Source organism: Planococcus sp. TJ-307, assembly GCF_058268435.1.
This window is the reverse complement of sequence record NZ_JBZDOJ010000004.1, coordinates 204,205-226,484: the sequence shown is the minus strand read 5'-3', so window position 1 is coordinate 226,484 and position 22,280 is coordinate 204,205. Positions and strand designations below refer to the sequence as shown.

The window sequence follows — 22,280 nt, the reverse complement described above, 5'->3', positions numbered from 1 at the left end:
GATCCGTTGCTTCTAATTTACGATTTTACCGGTAAAACACCACAAAAAAATACGCCCTCAGGCGCATTTTTTATAACACTTTGCTCAAAAACGCTTTCGTCCGCTCATGTTGCGGATTGCCGAACAATTCCTTCGGCACGTTTTCTTCCACGATATAACCACCATCGATAAACAGTACGCGATCTCCCATTTCAGCGGCAAATCCCATCTCATGCGTAACAACGACCATCGTCATGCCTTCACGTGCCAATTGCTTCATAACATCCAGCACATCCCCTACCATTTCAGGGTCAAGCGCGGAAGTTGGTTCATCAAAAAGCATGATTTTTGGATCCATCGCGAGTGCGCGGGCAATCGCCACACGCTGCTTCTGGCCGCCAGAAAGCTCGCCCGGATAAGCCTTCGCTTTTTCACGCAATCCGACTTTATCCAGCAATTCGTAAGCCTTTTGCTCACTGGCTTTTCTGTCACTTTTCTTCACTTTCATCGGTGCCAGGATGACATTTTCCAGCACCGATTTATGAGGAAACAAGTTAAATTGCTGAAATACCATGCCGACATCCTGACGAATTTGATTGATATCTACTTTTGGGTCTGTAATATCTACACCCTCAATATAGACATGGCCACCCGTAATTTCTTCCAGGCGGTTCAGGCAGCGAAGAAATGTACTTTTCCCCGAACCCGATGGCCCAATCACGCAAATAACTTCTTTTTCTTCCACTACTGTACTCATATCTTTTATGACTTCCAGATTGCCGAATGATTTTTTTAAATTTTCTACTCTGATCATAGTCATCGTAAGACAAACTTCCTTTCTACAAAGCTCGCCAGCATGGAGAGCAAGTATATGATGACGAAGTAAATAATCCCCAGAATCAAGTACACATTAAATGCGTCAAATGTTGCACTGGCCTGAATCCGGCCTTCTTGCGTTAGATCTGCCACTCCAATAACTGATAGTAAGGATGTATCCTTTAATGAAATAATCGCTTGGTTGGTGATGGTCGGCAGCATCCGTCTGAAGGCCTGCGGCAAAATAACATAGCGCATATTCTGTGTAGAATTCAAGCCCAGAGAACGCGCTGCCTCTGTCTGCCCTTTATCAATTGATTGAATACCTGCACGGATAATTTCCGAGAAATAGGCTCCTGCGTTGATAGCCACTGTGACAATTCCGGCTGTTGTACTGTCCAAAGATATGAAATCCAATGAATTAAGGCCAAAATAAATAAAGAATAGCTGAACGATAAACGGAGTCCCTCGAATCGCATCAACAAAGATTTTGGCAATCCAGTTCAAGATTTTTAATGGCGCCAATCTGAACAGTGCAACAACCAAGCCAATTAAGAATCCGAAGACGATGGCAATAGCAAAAATATATAGCGTGACTTGCAGCCCTTCCATTAAATACGGAAAAGCATTAACAATTGTATCCATACACCTATCCCCTTTACATAAAAAAATGCAGCGCACTCCCGCGCGCTGCATTCATTTTTTTACTCTGCGATATACTTCGCTAGAATTTCATCATATTCTCCACTGTCGCGCAATTCCTGAAGGCCCGCGTTGATCTGTTCAAGCAGTTCTGCATTTTCGCCTTTCAATACCGCAATGCCGTATTGATCTCCAGTTAAACGATCACCAACAGTTTTCAAAGAAAGTTCACTCTCAGCAATTGCATAGGCAATGACCGGATAATCTTCCAGAAGAACATCGGCATTGCCGTTTGAAACTTCTTGGAACATAGATGGACTATCTTCGAATTGTGAAACTGTATAGCCAAATTCGTCTTCATTGTCGCGAGCGAATTGAGCACCTGTTGTTCCGCTCTTCACCGCTACAGTTTTTCCTTCAAGATCTTCCAAAGCCATGATATCCGTATTGTCTTCCGCAACAACTAGAGACAATCCTGCATCAAAGTACGGATCTGAAAAATCAACTACCGCTTGGCGTTCTTCTGTAATACTCATGCCAGCAATTGCGACATCCAACTGATTAGCTTGCAAGGCTGGGATGATTCCGCCAAAGTCCATTGGGCTGAACTCAATTGTAAAGCCCTGATTATCAGCAATGGCATTGATCAAGTCAATATCGATTCCTGTATATTCGCCGTCTACTTCAAATTCAAAAGGTGGATACGTGGTATCAATTCCTACTGTATACGTTTCCCCTTCACCGCCGCCTTCTCCGCTTGTCGTACCTTCTTCACTTTCATCGGATCCACATGCAGCGATCACGAGCATCATAGCAATCAATAGTGCTAAAAGACTCCACTTCTTCATTTAATTTCCCCCTCATTTTCTTTCATCGGTCTTTCTGAATACTAATATATCACAATCTTCTCAAATTCAGAACCTTTGATAGAAAATAACTAACTTCCAACCGATGCCACGCTACTAAATAACTGTTTTATTCGTCGCCACTTCTCTTTTTTTCCGCAAGCGATTAAACAGACGGAAGTTATGAACAAGTGTCTTCAAAACGGCATATGCTGGAATAGCAATTAGAATTCCGATAAAGCCATACAATGCACCTGCAATCATCAGCAACAGAATAATAGTCAACGGATGAATATTCAATCGGTTGCTCATAATGTTTGGAGTAACCAAATTCCCTTCAAGTTGCTGGACGACCAACAAAACCAAAATTACTTTTACGGCCATCCACATGTCGCCGCTCATCAGCGCAACAAAAAGCGCTGGAATAACGCCAATCAACGGACCTAAAAATGGCACAATGATTAAGAACATCGCAAAAATGGCTAAACTAAGGGCGTAGTCGAGTCCAATAATCAAATAGCCAATATACATTAAAGTTCCCACTACAGCCGCTACAATGGCTTGTCCAACGATAAATGCCGATAAAGTGCGGTCCACATCTTTTAATAGTTTTTCCCCTTCAAGCTTATGCTCCTCAGGCAAATACTTGATGAGGTGGGGCACGAATTTTTCATCATCCTTTAATAGGAAAAAGAGGACAAAAGGAACAACAATCAGTACGATGGCGATGTTCATGACCATCGCTAAAATACCCATTACGTTGCTCACCAAGCCTTCTGACAGGTTCTCTAAATAAGACAAAGCCCACGCTTTTATTTCTTGGCCCGTGACTCCTCCTAATTGAAAATCAGCCAGCTTATTGTTCGATTCTTCCGTTACTTCTTCCACTGTTGAAGGTGCCAAATTTACTAAACTTTCGACTTGACTAGTAAGTACAGGGCCGAAGAAATAAAGCAGGACGGATAAAGTTAAAATAATGGCGGTAAACACAATTCCGATCCCAGCGATTTTTGACATATAACGCATCAACAATTTCACAAATGGACGCAATAAATAATATAGAAGTCCGCCGATTAAAACGGGGGCAAAAATCGTAGCGATGATGATTTGCACCGGCTCAAAAATATAATCAATCTTCCCAAGAAAAAACAACGTGATTGCAACAAGCAAAATCGCTGTCGTGTATTCGAAAAACGGTTTTTTAATCCACATAATTATTCCTCTTTCTGATTTGAAATCGGGATTTTTTGCACACAAAAAAGCGAAAGCAAAAAGAAGCTTTGCTTTCGCTTTTTCTAATGTTTTTATTTATCTTCTTCAAGTTCGCGCATTTCTTTATGAGTTTGTGGGAATGCATTAGCCTGCCATTCTTCACGATAAGCTGAATCCAATTGGGATAAGCCTTGCTCTGTAGAATCTTCCAGAACGCTAACACTTTCGCGTTCATCTACTTCTGAGCTGTTGCGCATATCTGTGTCTTCTATTACACTCACAGTATTTTTTGCTTGGTACGCTTTGTAAACAAAAATTGCAGAGGCTGCTGCAAGTGAGCTGCCAATAAGAGTATTCATTGTTGATTTTTTCATTTTAAGTCCCTCCAAAAATACATGTTTTTTTCACTTCTACTTGTATACCCTATATATGATTTTTTAACTAGCTCTGTGTAACTTTTTTATTTATTCATGATTTTAATTGCTGCAACGCCTTTTCTTCTGCAGGAATTCGTACAAGAAGTAGCAGAAGTGCATTTGCAGCAGTGAAAATTAAAGCAGTTCGCCACGCGCCAAAAATGAGCGGCAATGCAGCGATTTCCATAGCAACAACCAGGTAATTAGGGTGCGGCAGCCAACGGTACGGACCCTTCTGTACCAAATCTGCTCCAGGCAAAATGAGGATTTTCGTATTCCAAAAGCGCCCTAGTGAAGCTAAAGCCCAAAAGCGGAGCAGTTGTGCAACTACGAAAACCATTAAAAAGATTTCCCATGCATTTCCCAGTCCGGTTCCGAATGTCCAGGCTTCGAAAAATAGTGAAAAGAAGAACAGCACATGAAGCAAAACAATCCATTTATAATGTCCTGCACCAAATTCAATGGCTCCTTGTTTTCTCATGGCTTTTTCGTTAAATCGCGCATACACCACTTCCAACAGCCGCTGTAAAATGACAAAACCGATTAATAGATAAAAGAAGGTCATCGCACCGACTCTCCCCATTCCAGCCATAGCATTTCCGAACTAAACCCGGGGCCTAGAGCAGTAAGCAATCCTTCTTCTCCCTGTTTAGGTTTCGTTTCCATGAAGTCTTTCAGCACATAGAGCACAGTAGGTGAAGACATATTGCCATACTTAGCGAGCACCGCTCTTGAAATGTCTGTTTTATCCGTTGGCAGGTCAAGTGACTTTTCATAAGCCGTCAACACTTTTTTACCGCCGGGATGTGCAATGAAATGCGTAATGTCCAATGAAGATTTTGAAATCTTTTCTAAAAACAAATCGACATTAGGCTTGAGCCATTTTTCGATAATTTTCGGAATATCCCGCGAAAAGACGACGTGAAGCCCTTCGTCTTTCACATCCCATCCCATAACATCCTCGGAATCACGCATTAATGTTGATTGTGAATCTTTTATGTGGAATCCTTCGCCTGGCAAGCTCACCTGGTCTCCTGTTACTAGAGCACAGGCAGCACCATCAGCAAACAGGGACGTTCCAATTAAGTTGCTTTTCGAACGATCAGAGCGCTGAAACGTTAAACTGCAAAGTTCGAGGCAAAGAACTACGACGACGGCTTCCGGATAAGCGCGGCAATAGTCGGCAGCGCTGCCGAGGCCTGAGGCGCCTCCTGCACAGCCAAGTCCCCATAAAGGAATGCGCTTCACATGAGGAGGCATTTCCAGGACATTCATGATTCGGGCATCAATCGTTGGCGTAGACATGCCGGAACTTGATACAAAGATAAATGCATCGACATCTGCTTTATCCACTCCTGCCTCTTTCAGACAATTTGCGACAGCGCGACTTCCCATTTTTACGGCTTCTTCTACATAAAGGCGATTTTTTTCTTCCAATCCCCGCTCTTTTTCAAACCAATCCAAAGGAGCAGCAAAATAGCGCCCTTCAATCTGGCCGTTTCCAAATACCTTCAGCAACCTTTCGATGTCGTCGTAATTCCCCCCAAATAAACTTCGTACCACCTCAACGATTTCTTTTTGATCTACATAATATGGAGCATTTTCTGTCACTACTTTTCGAATCATCGCCATTTGCAGTTCCTCCTCTATGTCGCAATTCTAAACCATGTCTATTGGGCTATGTGCCACATTGACACTTTACAGCCGCTGGCAACACGCTAATGAAATTCTCAATAAACTTGCGAATGTTAATTTGTAGACATCGAACTTAGGAATTCTCATGACCTCTCCCCACTTTAGGCGTAGCTGCTGGTCGATGCTGCGGTATAGATTAATAATTCAACTGAATATAGTATACTTAAAGAAGATTAGGAGGAAGATTATGACGTTGAACCAACAGATACTCGGGTGGCATTTAAACAGCTACACCGATTTCCTAAAAGCTTTACAGGAAAAGCAGCAGCCGTTGACTCCCGTTGCCCATCGTGGCCTTTGGAACCCCGCTCCTGAAAATTCATTTCCTGCTATTCAAAACTGCATTGATAACCACATTTATTTAATCGAGCTGGACATGCAATTGACGAAAGATGGACATATCGTTCTCATGCATGACACGACCGTTGACCGGACAACAAATGGTTCGGGAGAAATCGACCAGCTGACGTTGTCGGAAATAAAGAAATTGTCATTAAAAGAATTGAATGGTGGACCGAACGCAAAAACCACGAATGAAAAAGTCCCCACTCTTCTCGAAATACTGCCGATGATCAAAGGTAAAGCGATGATCAATGCAGATAAAGCCTGGAAATTGCGGTATGAACTTTACGAGCTCGTTGAGCAGCATGACTTATTTGATCACTTTCTGCTAAAAAGTGATAGACCTGTGGAACAATTGACTGCTTTTTTTGATTCACATCCACGCAACATGTCTTATATGCATAAGCTGAGCGACAACAACCTTCACCAGCTTGATTTATTGCTTGAGGTCATTTCTCCAACGGCAATTGAACTTCTCTTTTACACAGAGGATGACGAAGTGGTTTCAGATGCTGTTATCGCCAAGCTCAAAGGCCGAACAAACTTATGGGGCAATGCACTTGATTTTGCCGAAAATGCCCGGCACTCTGACTCTTTGTCTATGCTTGATCCTGATAAAGGCTGGGGCTGGTTGATCGACCGAGGCATTGGCCTGATCCAAACCGATTATTCATTGCAATTTATGGCTTATGCCGAAAAGAAAATGAAGACAGACAAACCCGGCTGATCGTTAAGTCGGGTTTACTCCGTTTAACAAAGCACTGTTTTTCTGTATGTGTGGCTCCGGCATGTGCCGCGTCCGTCACAGCAATCATTTTTTCTGTTGACAATCTCCTTTCAGTTTAATCTTCCTTATCCTCCTTTATTCCCTGTCCGCCAAAAAACTACTCTTTACCTAAATCTTAATCATTTTCTTATTTTATATAACATTTTACTATTACTATTTACTTTTCAATGTGGTAAAATAAGATCAAATGGGGAGGGATAAATATGAAGACCTTGTTGTCTTTATTGGCTGCTGTCATCCTGATGTTCAGTTCGTTTTCGTCTCCCGCCAAAGCGATAGTGTTATTTGATGATGTATTTGCCAATCACTCGTTTGCTTTTGAGATTGCTTACTTGTATGAAGAAGGAATCATCAATGGGTATCCTGATGGAACCTTCAGACCCAATGATCCTGTTACTCGTGCTCATGCTGTCGCCATGATCGGACGTGCTTTGAATTTAGACGATACTCCACGCTCCACCGGCTTCAGAGATGTATCTGCGAGCCATCCTTTTTCCGGTTATATTGCTTCTGCTGTTGAAGAAGAGATCATTTTTGGGTTCTCGAATGATTATTTCCGTCCCAATTGGACTGTTACCCGTGGCCAAACCGTGGCCATGCTGGACAGAGCTTTCTACTTCCCTGAAGCCCCAGACAATACGTTCCGTGATATGACCGAAAATCATTTTGCGTTTGACGCGGTCTCGAGGCTCGCTTACCAAGGCGTTGCACGCGGTTATCCCGACAATACTTTCCGTCCCGATCTTGCTGTCACTCGTGCTCAGTTCTCTGCATTTCTAGCCCGAGCCATCGAACCGGCTTTCATTCCTGAAAAACAGGAACTGCTGACAACAGCCAATGAAATTCTGGCAGATCTGCAGGCCGAAGACTTTGGTGATGTGGCGGCCTTTGTCAGTACTGCAGATGGATTGACTTTCTGTCCTTACAGCGGCGGCTGCATTGATAATGGCGGTGTCACTTTCACCAAAGCCCAGTTGCCAAGCTTCATGAACAATCCCAATGATTATTTTTGGGGCTATCAGGACGGCAGTGGATTTGAAATCAATTTGACACCTGCCGAATATTACGATGCATACTTGCTGGATACAGATGCGACTTATACCGCCAAAGAACGATATGGACGAACCATCCAGCCAACTACACATGAGTTTATCCACCGTTTGTATCCCGAAGCGACCATTGTCGAGTTCTATTTCCCTGGCACAGAGCAATATGACGGAATGGACTGGCAAAGCCTGAATATGGTATTCGAGAAAAATAGCAGCGGTGACTGGATATTGGTGGCGATCATCAATGATCGCTGGACCATCTAGTTAAAAGACAGATAAGACCTGGCATTCTGGTTGCCAGGTCTTATCTGTTTTCAGTTATTTTTATTAAGAGCGTTGTTAAAGACTCTTCAAATTTTTCATTGTCTTCGATTCGCCGCTTTTTCGGACCCTTCATCCTGCCTCCGCCTTGTCTAATTTTTTTGGCGACATGGCGGCCGTGGAGCAATTGTTCAATATTTTCATCAGAATAAACACGCCCATTTTGATCAATTGGAATGCCTCTTTTGGCTAGCACCATTGCCGCCAGTCCATAATCTTGGGTAACGACAACATCGCCTTTATCGACTCGGTTAACTAGAACGAAATCGACAGCATCTGCACCTTTTGAAACGGTAATGGTTTCCGCTCCTTCCCTATGCATTTCGTGGGAAGTGTCGCAAATCAAGATGACCGGCAAGCGGTAAGCTTTAGCCAAATCAATGGTTTGCCCGACGACCGGACAGCCGTCTGCATCAATAAGAATTTTGACCACTATTCACCTTCCCCTTTCGCCATTCCATCTACTAACTTCTCAGCTGCTCTCCGGTAAAGATTGCTGGTATGCACCAATGACGCAATCAGCAGGACGCGCTCCAGTTCATCAGAATCTTCCACACCCGACACCTGCTCCGCAGCGTCTTGTGCTTGTTGCTTTAAGGCCTCTGCAAAAATTTCTGCATTGCCTTGCTGGAGATTCAAGTAACTTTGGTAAAATCCCGCGAGGTCCAGCTCTTTTTGTGCTGCTTTTTCATTGATGCCATTCAATACCAATTTCACGTCGTTGATCGATAAAGCACTTTTCATTTGATAAATCAAACTGATCAACATAACGTGATTGCGGCTGTATTTTTTATTTTGAACCGGATAAAACAACTTTCCTTTCGCATAGTTGTTGATCATGGTTTTGGTCAGAATCTTTTCATCCGGATGCCGCTTCGATTCGGCAAAGCCGGTTTCAAACAATTGAATAACTTGGTCAATGTACAAATCAATTTTCGGAATATCTTCCGGCAAAACTTGATTATGAAAAGCCATCTCTGCAATGATTTCATTTGCATTTCCCATGTTGCTTCACACTCCCCGAGGTATTTCATACGCCCTATTTTACATGATTATCAGAAATTCTCCAAACTTGACTCTGTTTATTAATACGAGTATCTTTATATGTAGTTTCAATAACTACATATAAAGAGGAGCTGTTTTGCATGAACACATATATCCGAGAACCTTTTAATGCGTTATCCCACCTCGCAGGGGCTGTATTATCATTGGTGGCGCTTTTAGCAATGGTCATCAAAGCCGCCTATGCCAATGAACCCTTTTTGCATGTTGTAGCAGTCTCTATTTTCGGCATCAGCCTGATCTTGCTGTATACAGCTTCGACAATCTATCATTCGGCTCTTTCGCAGCCTTACATTATTGCGTTCTTACGAAAACTCGACCACTCGATGATCTTCGCTTTAATTGCAGGCTCCTACGCCCCTTTTTGCCTGATTGCTCTTGGCGGAACACTCGGTTGGACGTTATTTTCGCTTGTCACCATTTTGGGACTGAGCGGCATCTTCTTTAAAATGGTCTGGTTCCATTCCCCAAGATGGTTGTCTACTGCTATCTACATTGCCATGGGCTGGATTATTATTTTTGCTGTCGTGCCACTTTCGGACAGCTTGTCGCTGACCGGCTTATTGCTCCTTGTCGCAGGAGGAGTTTCCTATACCGTGGGCGGAGTTATTTATGGACTAAAGCCTGACTTTCTGTCTTCCAAATACTTAGGCTTCCATGAAATCTTCCACCTCTTCATCCTATTCGGCAGCCTCTGCCATTTCTTAGCTGTTTATTTTTATGTGCTGTAACCAGAAAAGCGGAGGCAGCCATGTAGCTCTGACAGGCATAAGACAGATCAGCGAAGTGGCGTTCTTTGCCACACAGCTGGGCTGGCTTATGACCCGAAGAGCTGGCTGCCGGAGTCTGGACACAAAGAAAAGCGCAAGCGCCAGTGTAGATCCGGCGGGCATAGTGATATGATAGGAGCTAACTCAGCTGAAAGGGGCATATCTATGAAAAACTTGGATTCTCATCAAACTGAAATGGCTGCCATTTTATACGACGCGTACAAAACCGGGCACACCATTGCGAAAGATCGGATACCAGCTGCTTTAGAGAAGAACCCCGCATATGCAATCCAACACGCTGTTACTGCCAATAAAACAAATGCGGGCCAGGAAGAATTGAAGGGCTATAAAATCAGCTTGACAAGCAAAGAAACTCAGACTCTTTTCAACTCGGAAACACCGCTTTATGGCGCTCTGACGACTTCTTCCTTGTCAAATGGCGTCATCGAACTTGATTCGCTGGCTTCGCCATTAATTGAAATCGAATTAATGTTCATTGCCAAGGAAGATTTGGCTGTAGCTGACGATGTTCATGCATTGCTGGAGAAAACCCGGGTTGCGCCAGGCATTGAAGTGCCCGATTCCCGCTTTGACGACTGGTTTCCTAAAATTACGCTCGGACAAGTGATCGCCGATAGCGCAGTGGCCGGAAAGATCATTACGGGGCTGCCGCTCGACAATATCCATTACGGACAACTGGAGAATTTGGCCGGCACGTTGACATTGAACGGCAAAGAAATTGCTTCTGGTAATTCCTCCGAAGTGTTGGATCATCCCATCCATGCAGTTAAGTGGCTCGTTAATGAACTAGCTGTGCATGGATTGGCTATCAAAAAAGGCATGGCCATTTCATCCGGCACGTTCATTTTGCCAAAACCTCTGGAAAAAGGACTTTATGAAGCGAGCTACGGTGAGCTTGGTTCGGTAAGCTTGACCGTCGAATAACAAAAAAGTGGTGCACAATTTTCTTTGTGCACCACTTTTTTCTATTCCTCTCGTCTTCCACGGGAAGAATGCTATTCTTTCGACATCATCCACATATAGTAAAAGACAATGAGAATGACAAAAATCCCTAGCATCAAATACAGATTCGCATAGCCCGCGATTCCTGCAAGAATTCCGAGTGAGACTGATCCTACGGCAATTCCGCTGTCGTACAAAGCAAAAAAAGTGCCTGTGGCATAGCCGCTGCGATGCTTATCAGCAGCTTGAATGGCCAGGGTTTGAAAGCTCGGCAGCAAAGTTCCATAACCAAGGCCGACCAGTGCACCTGAAGCGAGCATCATCCATGAAGATTGCGTAAAACTCAACGAAATCAGTCCTATCCCGAAGATTACAATAGAAGGGATGATGACAACGCTTGGTCCCACTCCGTCAAATAATCTTCCGGTAAGCGGGCGCACAACAAGCATGGCGATCGCATACACCACAAAGAAAAAGCTAGCCGCCTTGATGAGTCCAAGCGACTCCGCATAGACGGAAATAAACGTCAGAATGCTGGCATAAGCAAATGAGATGAAAAAACCGACACTGGCAATTGGCAACGATTTCTTCTCCAAAAAATCGTTAATCGTCAGTTTATGCTTGTCATTTTTTGCAATAGCCTCTTCTTCCACTCCAACCCCTAAAGCACATAGGAAACCAATCACCATAATAACTGCGAGTACAATAAAAACCATCTGCGCTGGCACATAAAGCTGAAGCGTTAACGCGATAAACGGTCCGGCAACTACGGCCAGATTCATTGCAATGCCGTAGTAGCCCAAACCTTCCCCGCGCCGCTCTGGCGGAATGATGTCCGCTGCGATGGCACCCGCTACAGTCGTGACTAAGCTAAACCAAATTCCCTGGAAAAAGCGCAGCAGCAAAAGCACTGCGAAACTTCCGACAAATACGTACAGGACTGTACTGATTGTAAACAAGAAAAGCGCAATGATCAGGATTTTCTTCTTGCCGAATTTCTCCAGAATCATTCCAGCGAAAAAACGCATAATAATGGCTGACAGCAGGAAAATCGAAACGGCCACTCCGCCTTCAGCAGCTGTGCCACCTAAATCATTTAACACATATAGCGGCATGAACGTCAGCAACGCATAGAAAACCACAAAAATAAAAAACGTGCTGATTGAAATATTAATAAAACTTTTTGTCCAAATGGGTCTTTTTTTAGCCATTTCTTACATCCTTTTCTTCAGAAACCATTATTCCTATTTTGTTCAGCAACATCTGCAACTGATCTTTTTCTTCATCTGATAGATTTGAAACTAAGCTTTCTTCTGTTTGGTGAATCCGATGTTGAATAGCCGGCATCTGACGTTCAGCATAGGGGGAAAGCTGAACAATGCGCTCGCGTTTGTCTTTTCCTTCACGGCGAACGATCCAGTCGCTTTTCTCCAAACGGGCAATGGTTCTGGTCACAGTCGGTGCCTCGACATTCAAATATTGCCAGATCTCTTTTTGAGTCATCGAACCATATTGATTTAAACAAAATAGAATTGACCACTGAGAGCTGTATAAATCAAATTCCTTAAGAGCTTCGTTTACTTCCTTTATTGATAAACGGGATTTTTGATGAAGTTCGTGAAACAGCAAGTTTTTCATACGTCCCATCCTTTCGATATACTTACCTAGGTAAGTATATGGTCAATAAATTTCTTTGTAAAGAAAAGTATTTTCATATAAAAAAGCCATCTCCATTATGGAAACGGCTTTTTCATCAAATCAAAAATCCTTGTTTTTTTGCATCGAACAATAATTCTTCGCGGAATTTTGGATGAGCAATGGCTGCCAGACGCTTGGCGCGCTCTGAAATGGATACGCCATGCAACCGGGCAACTCCATATTCCGTAACAATGTTGTCCACGTCATTTTTGCCGGTGGTCACTACCGACCCTGGAGTCAGGTTCAATTTGATGCGCGACAAAGTATCGTCTTTGGCAGTTGATGGCATGCAAATATAGCCTTTGCCGTTTTCAGCGAACCGGACACCGCGCGCGAAATCGACTTGTCCACCGCTTGATGAATAATACTTGCCGCCAACCGTCTCGGACGCACATTGGCCAAACAAATCCACTTCGGTGGTTGAGTTGATGGAGACAATATTCTTTTCTTTGGCTATTTCTCTTGGGTCATTGACGACGCTAACCGGCTGGAATTCAATGGCTGGGTTGTTGTTGATAAAGTCATATAGTTTTTTTGAACCAAAAGCGAAAGTCGCCACAATTTTTCCGGGATTGGTAAACTTCCGTGTTCCGTCTACGGCACCTGCAGCGACAAGGTTTGCGACGCCGTCCGGCAGCATTTCCGTGTGGATTCCTAAATGCCGGTGATCTTTCAGCATGCTAATGACCGCATTGGGAACAGAACCAATGCCGATTTGCAGCGTATCGCCGTCTTGGATGTCTTGAATAATTGAAGAGGCAATGAGCAGGTCCTTATCATTTACTTCCATAATTCTTTCTTCTGAAAGAGGGGCATGATGCTGCACATATCCTGAAATTTGGCTGACGTGAATTTGGTTTCGCCCGAATGTCCGTGGCATTTGGTCATTTACTTCCAAGATAAACGGCACTTTTCCGATAAAATCAGCAATATAATCGGCTTGCGTTCCTAACGTGAAATAACCGTTTTCATCCATTGGCGAAGCTACTGTCAAAATCATCGACATTTTAGTGACTTTTTGCAGAATGCGCGGCATTTCGTGAAAGTTGTTTGGAACCAGTTCCATTTTTGCTTGTTGGTAAACTTTTCGTGTAGCCCCGCTCAGAAAATACGAAACATGCTTTAATTGCTCTATTTCGCCTTGTATGTAAGAACGTGAACGCAATGCCAGCATTTGATGAATTTTTACTCCATCCAATTGCTCAGCGTTTTCTTCCAATATGTCGAGCAAGCGGATCGGTTCTCCATTCGCAATCGGAATGATTAAATCTGCTTGCGAATCGATTAGCTCAATCACTTCTTGTGGCGTTAATTCTTTCCCCATTATACAGCCTCCCCATTGCGTGTAGTCATGATACAACTTTACCATATATTGTGCAGACCTCATTGTTTCCGAAATTTCTGCACTATTTCGTATTCTCCATACAAATAAAAAAAACCGTCAGTTTTTCTGACGGTTTCGATTTTTCAATGCATACACAACTCCAGCCAAGCCAAATAATGCCATCAGCGCCCATAAGATTACTAAAATAATAGCACCTATTCCATTAGCCCCTTCCAACACAGCTATCAGCTGCAACGTGAAGAACGCCAGGCTAACCAAAGCAATTGCACCAAAATAAAGGATTCGTGCTCTAAAACTAAAGTTCTTCATGTTTTTGACTCCTTTGGTTTTCGTTGTTTTCTAAGTAAAGCCCCTTGCCATTCTCGGCATTTTATCCCATTATGTCTACCATTCACTTTTCAACGCGAATTTAAACGTCCGGAAATTTACTGGATAAGTTAAATGCCTTCGATTGATAAGTCTCTTTATTTAATGACAAACTTTGTCCGGCTATAACCTTCTTTGGATTTTTCGACTTCCAGTATGGCGGGCATGGCTGCTTTTAGTTCCTGTACATGCGAAATGACCCCAATCATGCGTCCTGATTTCTGCAAATCAATCAACGTTTCAATCGATTTATTGAGTGACTCTTCATCCAGCGAACCGAACCCTTCATCGATGAACATTGTATCAATTGAGACATTGCCTTGGAAGCTTTGAATGACGTCTGCCATTCCGAGTGCCAAACATAGCGATGCGTTAAATTTTTCTCCGCCTGACATGGTTTTTACATCGCGCGTCTGCCCGGTATAGGCATCGTAGACATCCAGCCCAAGACCACTTTGTTTGCCGCGTGCTTCTTGACGATCGCTGCGGATCAAGTGAAATTGGCCATTCGACAAATTCTTCAACCGCTCATTAGCCGACAGAATAATTTGTTCCAAGTATTCGATTTGCAGATAGCGCTCAAACGACAGCTTCAAGCCATTTTGCCCCCGAATCATGTCATGGAGATCGGCGATACGATTTAAAGTTTGCTCAGCTTCAAGCGCTTTTCCGATCACCTCATGGATGCTGCCAATCAAGCCCAATCCAAGCTTTTCGAAATCCCGGGACCGGTTGCGCTCAGCAAGCGCCTGCTCGTATGCATTTTTCAGTTCCACCAACTCTTCTTCTGCTTGGCCCAAGTCCCTGCGGCTTTGAGAAGCCAGCAATTCTTCCAGCTCGCTGACCTGCTGCATTAATGTATGGTGAGTTTGGTTAAACTCCAGAATATCTTTTTTCAAAGCTGTGAACGCGGTCTCAGTCATTTTAGCCTGCTGATAAGCGGCTTCGGAATCGAACGATGACTTTGTTAAAGCGTCAGCAAATTGCTGGTGAGCCCGCTCTTTTTTCTGTGTGATTTCTTCTGCTGTATCTTTGGCATGCTGCACGGAAACCAAGGCACTCGCCAAACGCTCTTTTGATTGCTGAAACTGCTCCTGTGCGCTGAGCCAATTTTGCTCCAATTGCTGCTTGTGTGACTTAGCTTGCTGCAGCTGCTGATTTAAAGAAGAAAGCTCCCTCAGATTTTCCGGCACTGAAGCTAATTCGTTTTCAAAAACGGCTCTGGCTGTTTCGTAGGAAGATTGCTGTTTCTGTACTTCTTCCGCCAATCCGTGTTTGGTTTGTTCTAATTGCTCAATCTTGCGCGCGCAAACAGCCAATTGCTCTTTCCATTTCCGCAGCTCAAGTTTAACCCTTTGCTGTTCTTTTAATTGCTCAGTTAACTGGCGCTTGGTTTGTTCCAGCCCAAGCGACTGTTCTTCTGCCTGCTCCGCAATAAGCTCCAGGGCTGTAAGTTCTTTCTCCTTGGTTTGCAACTGTTCCTGCAAAGCGAACAATTTAGCTGACGCGTTGCGGTATTCTTCATCCACTGCGTCGAACTCAAATTTCGCGGCTTCTACTTGTTCTTTTGAGGCCACTTGCTCTGCGGTTTTCAAGCCGGTTCCAGGGTGCTCCAGACTCCCGCAGACCGGACAAGCTTCCCCGTCATGCAATTGGGCAGCTAGAATATGTGCCTGACCTGCAAACCATTGAGCTTCCAGCTGCCGATACGAAAGCTCTGCCTGGTCAAATGCTGCCCGTTTGGTTTCCAGGAAGGCTCCTTGCTGTTGTCTTTGCTGCTTCAATAAAAGATACTCAGCTGCTATACGGGATTTTTCTGTGACCATTGCCAATTCCTGCTGCGTTTCATCAGACGATTCCAGAAAAGCCTCGAATTCTGAGACTTTTTCATCCAGTTTCTGCTTGGCGTCTTTTTGGATGCGGTATTCGTTTTCCGCCTCTTTTAGACGAACTCCTGATTGCAGCGACAGTTTCTCAAGACGTTCCAAGTTTACTTTTTTCTGTTCCAACTCCTGAATGGCTGGCAGCAGCTGCTCCAAATAAGTGATCTTATCCCGCAGCTTATCCCGCTCGTCTTGAAGTTCCTTTTCGGCAGTAAACGTCTGCTCCGCATCAAGTTTGCTTTGCTCCGACTGCTTTTGCTGACGAATTGCTGCCGCAAGTGCCTGTTTTTTCTCAAGTTCATTGGTTTGCAGTTCTTGGAATACGTTTTCAATCCCCGCAATGTAACTGGCGCGTTCCGCTAACTGCAGAGCCGTTTCTTTTTCTGCATACTGGGGCAGCAGCCCTTCAATTTGTTCCAGCTGCTGCTTTTTGCCATCCAATTCGCCAAAGCGGTCGTTCCATTTTTTCGCTTCATGGTACGCAGTCATTTTATCCGAATGAAGCCCATAAACTTCCTGGTATTTTTGTTCATCCACATCAATTTTTTTGTTGTAATAGGCCGTTTCATTCTTAAGTCCATCCAGCACCTGATGGATGTTCATGTGTTCACGGCTCAACACCTCAAAAAGTTCTGAATCGCGCTTAGGAAAGGAGGAAGTGATCCGCTGGATATAGCTGCTCAAGACATGCTGTTCGCGCTCAAAAAGTTTGGTGGCCGCTTCTTTCTTTTGCTTAAGCCGTTCACTGATTAACTTATAAGGCTCTGTTTTAAAAATTTTGCGGAGAATCTCTTCTTTGTTGTCTGTTTCAGACGTCAGCAGCTTGCGGAATTCGCCTTGCGGCAGCATAACAATCTGGCTGAATTGGTTTTGTGTCAAGCCGAGTATTTCTTCAACACGCCGATTGATTTCTGAGACAATTTGCCGTTCGACACAGGGCTTTTCCCCTTCCCCATTGCGTTCAAAAAACTCGTAGCGTTCACCGGTTGCGCTTTTATTGCCTTTTTTCACATGGCCCATTTGGCGCAAAATCCGGTAAATTGTGCCGTGAATTTCAAATTCCATTTCAACACACGTATGCGTTGCATCATCAGCGAAATCACTTCGCAAAATACGTGATTCGCTGCGGTCAGAACCACTGGCAGAGCCGTACAAGGCAAAACAGATGGCATCAAAAATGGTGGTTTTTCCTGAACCGGTACTGCCTGAGATGACAAACAGCTGGTTTCCCTGCAAATCGGCAAAATCAATTTCTTCGGTCTGTTTATAAGGACCAAAAGCAGTCATTTTTAATTTTAAAGGTCTCATGACTTCACCCTCTTCTTCTCAGCCGGTTCCTCATGCAAAAATTCCTGAAGAACCACTTCAAAAATCTCAGCTGTTTGCGCTGTCGCTTTTTCGCCTTTCACTTCTTCATAAAAGGCATGGAACAGTGACAATGAATCCATTTTCCGACGCGAACCTGTCTCATTTTGGGTCATGTTTCCCGAAAAATTTCTCCGTTCTACGTGCATGGCATTCGGATACACGGAGCGTATTTTTTCCATTGGAAACAGTACAGGCGCATCATCCAGTAAAGTTACAAAGACAAAATCGTCACTGATTTCGTGGAGCAAAATCTCAGCCATGGTCCCCTCGACCGTGCGCAAATTGCGTCTCGGTGAAAACAAACGTTTGGTTACGGATACACCGCCTTCAGCGTCCATTTCAACAATATGGAACCCTTTTTGATGATGTTCTTCTGAAATTGAGTATTTTAACGGTGACCCCGAATAACGGATGGTTTCATTCAATACGTAATGGGCTTTGTGCAAATGCCCGAGCGCGGTGTAATGGAAACCATCGAAATGATGGGCATCCACATGTTCCGCTCCCCCGATGGAAAGCGGCCGCTCCGAGTCACTCGTGTTTTCTTCCTGTTCGCCATGCGGCGTTGCAAAAGCATGGCCGATTAATACATGGCGAGCCTGCGAATCATATCCGGCTTTAATGTTGTCAGTAATGGCTTTCATCGCGTCATTATGCGTGCGGATGCTGTCATCTGCAAACTCATGGCGAACCATAGACGGATCTGTATAAGGGACCAGGTGGAAATGGACTTCCCCAAAGCGGTCAGCCAGAACCACTGCTTGATGGTCTTTATCGACATGTCCCGCAATATGGAGGTCGTTCATTTTCATCAGCCGGCTGCCAAAATTCAATCGGCCAGGACTGTCATGATTTCCTGCTACCGCAAGGACTGGCGTCTTCAATTCCAATACGATTTTCGCCAGTACGTCATCCAATAAATTAACGGCGTCAGTTGGCGGTACAGCGCGATCGTAAAGGTCCCCCGCAATGATCACCGCATCCGGCTGCTCTTCTTGTATAGCCTCTATAAATTGCTCAATTACTATCTGCTGTTCTTCTGTCATATAAATTCCTTGCACCAGCTTGCCTAAATGCCAATCCGCGGTATGAAAAAACTTCATCAGAATGCCCCTTTCTCAACTTGCAAAAGAATATATGTTCGTTCTATTATACACGATGCTAGCAGCTTGTTTAAATTGAGTTTATGTTTTATAATGAGAACAAACGTTCTTACTAAAGGGAGGGTTACTCATGAAAGCACAAATTTTGAAGGCTTTTAACTACCAGCAGCTTGTCGACATGATGTACATGGCGAATGATGGAAGCATCAGCAAACGGCGCATTAAAATTTTGCGGGTCTACGAAGATTCATTTCAAGCTTATTGTTTTTTGCGGCGCAAGAAGCGCACATTCAAAATGGACAATGTGCTTTCATTGATGCCCGTGATCCACAAAGAACGCCAGATCATTTAAGCGGGTCGCCCCTTATGATACACTGAAAGAAATGTGTTTTGGAGGGTGAAACGATGAGACTCACTGTTTATCTTGCTGGGGAAATTCACAGCGCCTGGCGTGAAGAAATCAAGAAAAAGTCTGCCGCTTTGGATTTGCCGATAGATTTTGTTGGACCAATGGAAGTTCACGAACGCTCGGATAACATTGGCGAAGATATCCTTGGTACACAATCTGATGCTATTGCCAAAGACCAAGCAGCTTCCAACTTCAACAACTTGCGCACCGGTGTCCTGATGCACAAAGCCGATTTGGTCATCGCACTATTCGGTGAACAATACAAGCAGTGGAACACAGCGATGGATGCCAGCACAGCTCTTGCTGCCGGCAAGCCGGTCATACTCATCCGCCCGGAGAAATTGCACCACCCATTAAAAGAACTGTCACAAAAAGCGAGCGCCACAGTCGAAACTTGTGACCAGGCAATCAAAGCTTTAGCTTATATTGTTGAATAAAAACAGCTGCTCTCCCCCTATGTCTTTTAAGGTGAAGAGCAGCTGTTTGTTGATTCCCTATCCTTTATAAAAATAGGGGAAGCACAAGTTCATTAGATTTTTAAACTCATGTCTGTTTCCAGGCTAGCTTCTTCGCAATAAAAAAAGCCCCGAGGGGCTTTTTTTATTGGTACCAGCTTCCGACGATTGGATAATCGAATTGTTCGTTGTTGAGCGCTCTGATAATCCCCATAATTGGAATGATGATGCCCATCAATCCAAATACAACCAGCATCGGAATTCCGATAATGAAGACAATCAGCAAGCTTGAGATGAAAATCAGCACACCTAAAGCAAGTTGGAACAACAGTGCCTGGATTGACAGCTTCTTCACTTCTTTGTCTTCCGAAATCAAAAACACAATCACCGGAACAAGAAACGGAGCGAAAAACGCACTGGCATGGACGAGTATTTTCAAGCCTGTGTTTTCCATCACACAACCCTCCAGTTGAATCTTTCTTATACTTTATCATACGGATGGCCAGCTAAAAAGTTTCACCTTTTATGGGTTAATGGTTAACGCCACTTTGCCGAATTGATTGCCAGCAGCTAAATGGTCAAACGCTTCCTGTGCTTGATCTATTGGAAATGCTTTGTCGATCACTGGCCGCATCGCAGTCGATTCCATATGCGCCAGCATCGCACGCAACTCTTCTCGGCTCCCCATAGTTGAACCAAATAATTGGTACTGTCCGTAGAAGAATTGGCGAAGATTAAAATCGACATTGTCTTCTGTAGTAGCCCCAAAAATAACGATCCTTCCACCCTTTTTCAGCACTTCAAGCGAGCGATTAAACGTCGCTCCGCCTACACTGTCGATGACCAGATCAATCGTTTCACCTGCCAACTCCGCTGTCCAATCGCTGTCAGTAGGAATGGCGAGATCGGCGCCAAGCTTTTTGGCGTGCTGGCGTTTTTCTTCACTGCGTGACGTGACAATCACTCGGGCTCCCACGTTTTTCGCAAATTGAATCAAGAATGTCGCCACCCCGCTTCCTGCACCTGGAATAAACAACGTATCGCCTTTTTTTAGCTGCCCTTTCGTAAACAAGGCACGGTAGCCGGTTACGCCTGGCAAAACCAGACTCCCTGCCTCTTCCCAACTTAAATACCGAGGCTTTTTTTCCAATTGATTTGCAGGTATCGCAATTTTTTCAGCAAAGGTCCCGTGGTCGGGCATGCCCAAAATATCGAACTCTGGCGGCGGTGCTTCGCTGTTTGTGTACCAACGCAAGGCGGGATTAATAATGACCGCATCGCCTGTGGCAAAATCGATGACATCTTCGCCCACCGACTCCACGACACCGGCTCCATCAGAACCAATAATCAAGGCTGCAGGATTGTCCCCGTAGCGTTTAATCAAGCCCAAATCTCTTCGGTTTATCCCTGCTGCTTTCAAAGACACGACTACTTCTCCTGGCTTCGCTTTGGGTTCTTCCATTTCTTTCAATTTTAATTCACCAGATTCAATTACAAATGCTTTCAACCTCTTCACCCTTTCTTAAAGTATTCACTGAACAGCTCTAATTGCATCTTGCTGACAATGTCTTGTGAAAATAACGGCACATAAACAAGTTTTTGTTTTGGAAAAGTTTCTTCAATCTGCTGCATGTATTTTTTCTCATGCTTTTTTCGTTCCATTAAAAATTCACCGTCTGCTTCTTTTGGGAGCACTTTGTTGATGATAAGGGTATTCACATGTAAATGATAATTATGCAGCAGCTCCAGCGCTTTTTTTGTCTCCAATATAGGCAGCCGTTCCGGATTCAGTACAAAAATAAAACCGGTCTTTTGTTCATCAAGCAAGAGATCACGGGCTTTTGAAAAGCGCTCTTGCCGCTCTCTCAACACATCATAAATGGGGTCTTCCCGCGGTTCCCCGTCATTCAGCAACTGTGTGTAATTGGCATTGGTTTTGCGGCGTTTTTCAAGAAGCCCTTCAATCCACACCCCCATCAATTCTGGCAGCGTCAAAAGCCGGATGGTGTGGCCAGTCGGAGCAGTGTCAAACACCAATTTATCAAAGTTTTGCCGCTCTTCCAAAATGATATGAATCAGCTTGTCGAACAATGCCGCTTCATCTGCGCCGGGAGAAGCTTTGGCCGTATCCAATTGGCGATTTACTTCTTCCATCATACTGGAGTGAACCGTTCCTTTAATATTGGCTTTTACGGTTTTAATGTAATTATCCGTTTCAATTTCCGGATCAATTTCGAGGGCATAGAGATTGTCAGCAATGGCTTTTGTTTTGCCTCCGATTTTCTGGTTGAAGATGTCGCCCACGTTATGGGCTGGATCTGTGGAAATCAACAAGGTTTTATTGCCGTCTTTGGCTGATCGCCATGCAATGGCTGCAGCAGATGTCGATTTTCCAACACCGCCTTTGCCTCCGACAAAAATAATGCTTTTTGATAATACATCCATGATTCTATTCCCTCATTCCTAAAGAAACTAACAGCAGCGAATGCCGGTTAACGGCGATTTGTCCATGCCCATACGCAAATGCCAGTCATGAAATTCTTCAATCATGTACGGATACAATTCCAAGGTATAGTAATACACCGGATTGGGTATCCCGAGCATCTCCGAATAAAGCATCAGGAGAAAAAGATCGTCTTCATCCCGAAGTTCACGAGCAATTTCAGTGCGATGCGGCAATTCAAGAACGGCTTCATAAAAAGCGATCAACTGTTTTAATTTGTCGAACACCAACATAATCAGCACCTCTTCTTT

The 22,280-nt window shown here is 44.1% G+C and carries 25 protein-coding genes; 6 read left to right on the top strand and 19 right to left on the bottom strand.

Annotated elements, in window-relative coordinates; genetic code table 11:
- Positions 1-70 precede the first annotated feature (70 nt).
- The 7 genes from AC4EHK_RS15010 to AC4EHK_RS14980 form a co-directional block, all read right to left on the bottom strand.
- The gene (locus tag AC4EHK_RS15010; RefSeq protein ID WP_490979598.1) at positions 71-799 is read right to left on the bottom strand and encodes an amino acid ABC transporter ATP-binding protein; all 729 of its coding nucleotides are present in this window, start codon (positions 797-799) and stop codon (positions 71-73) included.
- Complete coding sequence (locus AC4EHK_RS15005; RefSeq protein WP_308787780.1) at positions 796-1,440, bottom strand: amino acid ABC transporter permease; 645 nt, start codon at positions 1,438-1,440, stop codon at positions 796-798. The genes AC4EHK_RS15010 and AC4EHK_RS15005 overlap by 4 nt, the downstream gene beginning before the upstream one ends.
- Positions 1,441-1,499: 59 nt before the next feature.
- Positions 1,500-2,285: a transporter substrate-binding domain-containing protein gene (locus AC4EHK_RS15000; RefSeq protein WP_490979597.1), complete on the bottom strand. Its 786-nt coding sequence runs from the start codon at positions 2,283-2,285 to the stop codon at positions 1,500-1,502.
- Positions 2,286-2,399: 114 nt separating this feature from the next.
- Positions 2,400-3,494 carry an AI-2E family transporter gene (locus AC4EHK_RS14995; RefSeq protein ID WP_490979596.1) on the bottom strand — a complete coding sequence of 365 codons (1,095 nt, stop codon included), beginning with the start codon at positions 3,492-3,494 and terminating at the stop codon, positions 2,400-2,402.
- Positions 3,495-3,586: 92 nt separating this feature from the next.
- Positions 3,587-3,868 carry a hypothetical protein gene (locus AC4EHK_RS14990; RefSeq protein WP_490979595.1) on the bottom strand — a complete coding sequence of 94 codons (282 nt, stop codon included), beginning with the start codon at positions 3,866-3,868 and terminating at the stop codon, positions 3,587-3,589.
- Between the two features lie 94 nt (positions 3,869-3,962).
- Entirely contained in the window at positions 3,963-4,475 is a 513-nt protein-coding gene (locus AC4EHK_RS14985; protein ID WP_490979594.1) for an isoprenylcysteine carboxyl methyltransferase family protein, read from the bottom strand.
- Complete coding sequence (locus tag AC4EHK_RS14980; protein WP_490979593.1) at positions 4,472-5,542, bottom strand: type III polyketide synthase; 1,071 nt, start codon at positions 5,540-5,542, stop codon at positions 4,472-4,474. The genes AC4EHK_RS14985 and AC4EHK_RS14980 overlap by 4 nt, the downstream gene beginning before the upstream one ends.
- A 250-nt stretch (positions 5,543-5,792) precedes the next feature.
- Here AC4EHK_RS14980 and AC4EHK_RS14975 point away from each other — a divergent pair, with 250 nt between their 5' ends.
- Positions 5,793-6,674 carry a glycerophosphodiester phosphodiesterase family protein gene (locus tag AC4EHK_RS14975; protein ID WP_490979592.1) on the top strand — a complete coding sequence of 294 codons (882 nt, stop codon included), beginning with the start codon at positions 5,793-5,795 and terminating at the stop codon, positions 6,672-6,674.
- A gap of 263 nt (positions 6,675-6,937) precedes the next feature.
- Positions 6,938-8,047: an S-layer homology domain-containing protein gene (locus AC4EHK_RS14970; RefSeq protein WP_490979591.1), complete on the top strand. Its 1,110-nt coding sequence runs from the start codon at positions 6,938-6,940 to the stop codon at positions 8,045-8,047.
- A 40-nt stretch (positions 8,048-8,087) separates the two neighbouring features.
- Here the strand turns inward: AC4EHK_RS14970 and AC4EHK_RS14965 are convergent, their stop codons facing one another.
- Together AC4EHK_RS14965 and AC4EHK_RS14960 are read right to left on the bottom strand one after the other, a co-directional pair.
- Positions 8,088-8,537 (bottom strand): YaiI/YqxD family protein, encoded by a 450-nt coding sequence (locus AC4EHK_RS14965; protein WP_490979590.1) that lies wholly within the window; start codon positions 8,535-8,537, stop codon positions 8,088-8,090.
- Positions 8,537-9,109 (bottom strand): DUF1836 domain-containing protein, encoded by a 573-nt coding sequence (locus AC4EHK_RS14960; protein ID WP_490979589.1) that lies wholly within the window; start codon positions 9,107-9,109, stop codon positions 8,537-8,539. The genes AC4EHK_RS14965 and AC4EHK_RS14960 overlap by 1 nt, the downstream gene beginning before the upstream one ends.
- Before the next feature lie 140 nt (positions 9,110-9,249).
- Here AC4EHK_RS14960 and trhA point away from each other — a divergent pair, with 140 nt between their 5' ends.
- The gene (gene trhA / locus AC4EHK_RS14955; protein ID WP_490979588.1) at positions 9,250-9,897 is read left to right on the top strand and encodes a PAQR family membrane homeostasis protein TrhA; all 648 of its coding nucleotides are present in this window, start codon (positions 9,250-9,252) and stop codon (positions 9,895-9,897) included.
- Positions 9,898-10,101: 204 nt separating this feature from the next.
- Positions 10,102-10,881, top strand: coding sequence for a 2-keto-4-pentenoate hydratase (locus tag AC4EHK_RS14950; RefSeq protein ID WP_490979587.1), 780 nt, complete (start codon positions 10,102-10,104; stop codon positions 10,879-10,881).
- Positions 10,882-10,952: 71 nt separating this feature from the next.
- On the opposite strand, the gene AC4EHK_RS14945 is transcribed toward AC4EHK_RS14950, so the two are convergent.
- The 6 genes from AC4EHK_RS14945 to AC4EHK_RS14920 all read right to left on the bottom strand — a co-directional run bounded on the left by AC4EHK_RS14945 (position 10,953) and on the right by AC4EHK_RS14920 (position 18,662).
- Positions 10,953-12,110 carry an MFS transporter gene (locus AC4EHK_RS14945; protein WP_490979586.1) on the bottom strand — a complete coding sequence of 386 codons (1,158 nt, stop codon included), beginning with the start codon at positions 12,108-12,110 and terminating at the stop codon, positions 10,953-10,955.
- A complete protein-coding gene (locus tag AC4EHK_RS14940) occupies positions 12,103-12,537 on the bottom strand; it encodes a MarR family winged helix-turn-helix transcriptional regulator (RefSeq protein WP_490979585.1) in 435 nt (144 codons plus the stop codon). Before AC4EHK_RS14940 ends, AC4EHK_RS14945 begins: the two co-directional genes overlap by 8 nt.
- A gap of 115 nt (positions 12,538-12,652) precedes the next feature.
- Complete coding sequence (locus AC4EHK_RS14935; protein ID WP_490979584.1) at positions 12,653-13,921, bottom strand: acetyl-CoA hydrolase/transferase family protein; 1,269 nt, start codon at positions 13,919-13,921, stop codon at positions 12,653-12,655.
- Between the two features lie 117 nt (positions 13,922-14,038).
- The gene (locus tag AC4EHK_RS14930) at positions 14,039-14,251 is read right to left on the bottom strand and encodes a hypothetical protein (protein ID WP_490979583.1); all 213 of its coding nucleotides are present in this window, start codon (positions 14,249-14,251) and stop codon (positions 14,039-14,041) included.
- A gap of 155 nt (positions 14,252-14,406) precedes the next feature.
- The gene (locus AC4EHK_RS14925) at positions 14,407-17,499 is read right to left on the bottom strand and encodes an AAA family ATPase (RefSeq protein ID WP_490979582.1); all 3,093 of its coding nucleotides are present in this window, start codon (positions 17,497-17,499) and stop codon (positions 14,407-14,409) included.
- The gene (locus AC4EHK_RS14920; protein ID WP_490979581.1) at positions 17,496-18,662 is read right to left on the bottom strand and encodes an exonuclease SbcCD subunit D; all 1,167 of its coding nucleotides are present in this window, start codon (positions 18,660-18,662) and stop codon (positions 17,496-17,498) included. Before AC4EHK_RS14920 ends, AC4EHK_RS14925 begins: the two co-directional genes overlap by 4 nt.
- Before the next feature lie 130 nt (positions 18,663-18,792).
- Between AC4EHK_RS14920 and AC4EHK_RS14915 the strand changes: the two genes are divergently transcribed.
- Together AC4EHK_RS14915 and AC4EHK_RS14910 are read left to right on the top strand one after the other, a co-directional pair.
- Entirely contained in the window at positions 18,793-19,014 is a 222-nt protein-coding gene (locus AC4EHK_RS14915; RefSeq protein ID WP_490979580.1) for a transcriptional regulator, read from the top strand.
- A gap of 53 nt (positions 19,015-19,067) precedes the next feature.
- Entirely contained in the window at positions 19,068-19,508 is a 441-nt protein-coding gene (locus AC4EHK_RS14910; protein ID WP_490979579.1) for a YtoQ family protein, read from the top strand.
- Positions 19,509-19,671: 163 nt separating this feature from the next.
- Here AC4EHK_RS14910 and AC4EHK_RS14905 read toward each other — a convergent pair whose 3' ends face one another.
- The 4 genes from AC4EHK_RS14905 to AC4EHK_RS14890 form a co-directional block, all read right to left on the bottom strand.
- Positions 19,672-19,980: a magnetosome magnetite crystal formation protein family gene (locus AC4EHK_RS14905; RefSeq protein ID WP_490979578.1), complete on the bottom strand. Its 309-nt coding sequence runs from the start codon at positions 19,978-19,980 to the stop codon at positions 19,672-19,674.
- Positions 19,981-20,049: 69 nt separating this feature from the next.
- Complete coding sequence (locus tag AC4EHK_RS14900; RefSeq protein WP_490979577.1) at positions 20,050-21,033, bottom strand: zinc-binding dehydrogenase; 984 nt, start codon at positions 21,031-21,033, stop codon at positions 20,050-20,052.
- 5 nt (positions 21,034-21,038) lie between these two features.
- Positions 21,039-21,971, bottom strand: coding sequence for an ArsA family ATPase (locus AC4EHK_RS14895; RefSeq protein ID WP_490979576.1), 933 nt, complete (start codon positions 21,969-21,971; stop codon positions 21,039-21,041).
- A 27-nt stretch (positions 21,972-21,998) separates the two neighbouring features.
- On the bottom strand, positions 21,999-22,262 hold the full coding sequence (locus AC4EHK_RS14890; protein ID WP_006829350.1) for a cory-CC-star protein: 264 nt from the start codon (positions 22,260-22,262) through the stop codon (positions 21,999-22,001).
- Positions 22,263-22,280: the final 18 nt, after the last annotated feature.

Coding starts and splice junctions, on each gene's coding strand:
- AC4EHK_RS15010 (WP_490979598.1), bottom strand. CDS start 799: ATGACTATGATCAGAGTAGAAAATTTAAAAAAATCATTCGGCAATCTG.
- AC4EHK_RS15005 (WP_308787780.1), bottom strand. CDS start 1,440: ATGGATACAATTGTTAATGCTTTTCCGTATTTAATGGAAGGGCTGCAA.
- AC4EHK_RS15000 (WP_490979597.1), bottom strand. CDS start 2,285: ATGAAGAAGTGGAGTCTTTTAGCACTATTGATTGCTATGATGCTCGTG.
- AC4EHK_RS14995 (WP_490979596.1), bottom strand. CDS start 3,494: ATGTGGATTAAAAAACCGTTTTTCGAATACACGACAGCGATTTTGCTT.
- AC4EHK_RS14990 (WP_490979595.1), bottom strand. CDS start 3,868: ATGAAAAAATCAACAATGAATACTCTTATTGGCAGCTCACTTGCAGCA.
- AC4EHK_RS14985 (WP_490979594.1), bottom strand. CDS start 4,475: ATGACCTTCTTTTATCTATTAATCGGTTTTGTCATTTTACAGCGGCTG.
- AC4EHK_RS14980 (WP_490979593.1), bottom strand. CDS start 5,542: ATGGCGATGATTCGAAAAGTAGTGACAGAAAATGCTCCATATTATGTA.
- AC4EHK_RS14975 (WP_490979592.1), top strand. CDS start 5,793: ATGACGTTGAACCAACAGATACTCGGGTGGCATTTAAACAGCTACACC.
- AC4EHK_RS14970 (WP_490979591.1), top strand. CDS start 6,938: ATGAAGACCTTGTTGTCTTTATTGGCTGCTGTCATCCTGATGTTCAGT.
- AC4EHK_RS14960 (WP_490979589.1), bottom strand. CDS start 9,109: ATGGGAAATGCAAATGAAATCATTGCAGAGATGGCTTTTCATAATCAA.
- trhA (WP_490979588.1), top strand. CDS start 9,250: ATGAACACATATATCCGAGAACCTTTTAATGCGTTATCCCACCTCGCA.
- AC4EHK_RS14950 (WP_490979587.1), top strand. CDS start 10,102: ATGAAAAACTTGGATTCTCATCAAACTGAAATGGCTGCCATTTTATAC.
- AC4EHK_RS14945 (WP_490979586.1), bottom strand. CDS start 12,110: ATGGCTAAAAAAAGACCCATTTGGACAAAAAGTTTTATTAATATTTCA.
- AC4EHK_RS14940 (WP_490979585.1), bottom strand. CDS start 12,537: ATGAAAAACTTGCTGTTTCACGAACTTCATCAAAAATCCCGTTTATCA.
- AC4EHK_RS14935 (WP_490979584.1), bottom strand. CDS start 13,921: ATGGGGAAAGAATTAACGCCACAAGAAGTGATTGAGCTAATCGATTCG.
- AC4EHK_RS14930 (WP_490979583.1), bottom strand. CDS start 14,251: ATGAAGAACTTTAGTTTTAGAGCACGAATCCTTTATTTTGGTGCAATT.
- AC4EHK_RS14925 (WP_490979582.1), bottom strand. CDS start 17,499: ATGAGACCTTTAAAATTAAAAATGACTGCTTTTGGTCCTTATAAACAG.
- AC4EHK_RS14920 (WP_490979581.1), bottom strand. CDS start 18,662: ATGAAGTTTTTTCATACCGCGGATTGGCATTTAGGCAAGCTGGTGCAA.
- AC4EHK_RS14915 (WP_490979580.1), top strand. CDS start 18,793: ATGAAAGCACAAATTTTGAAGGCTTTTAACTACCAGCAGCTTGTCGAC.
- AC4EHK_RS14910 (WP_490979579.1), top strand. CDS start 19,068: ATGAGACTCACTGTTTATCTTGCTGGGGAAATTCACAGCGCCTGGCGT.
- AC4EHK_RS14905 (WP_490979578.1), bottom strand. CDS start 19,980: ATGGAAAACACAGGCTTGAAAATACTCGTCCATGCCAGTGCGTTTTTC.
- AC4EHK_RS14895 (WP_490979576.1), bottom strand. CDS start 21,971: ATGGATGTATTATCAAAAAGCATTATTTTTGTCGGAGGCAAAGGCGGT.
- AC4EHK_RS14890 (WP_006829350.1), bottom strand. CDS start 22,262: ATGTTGGTGTTCGACAAATTAAAACAGTTGATCGCTTTTTATGAAGCC.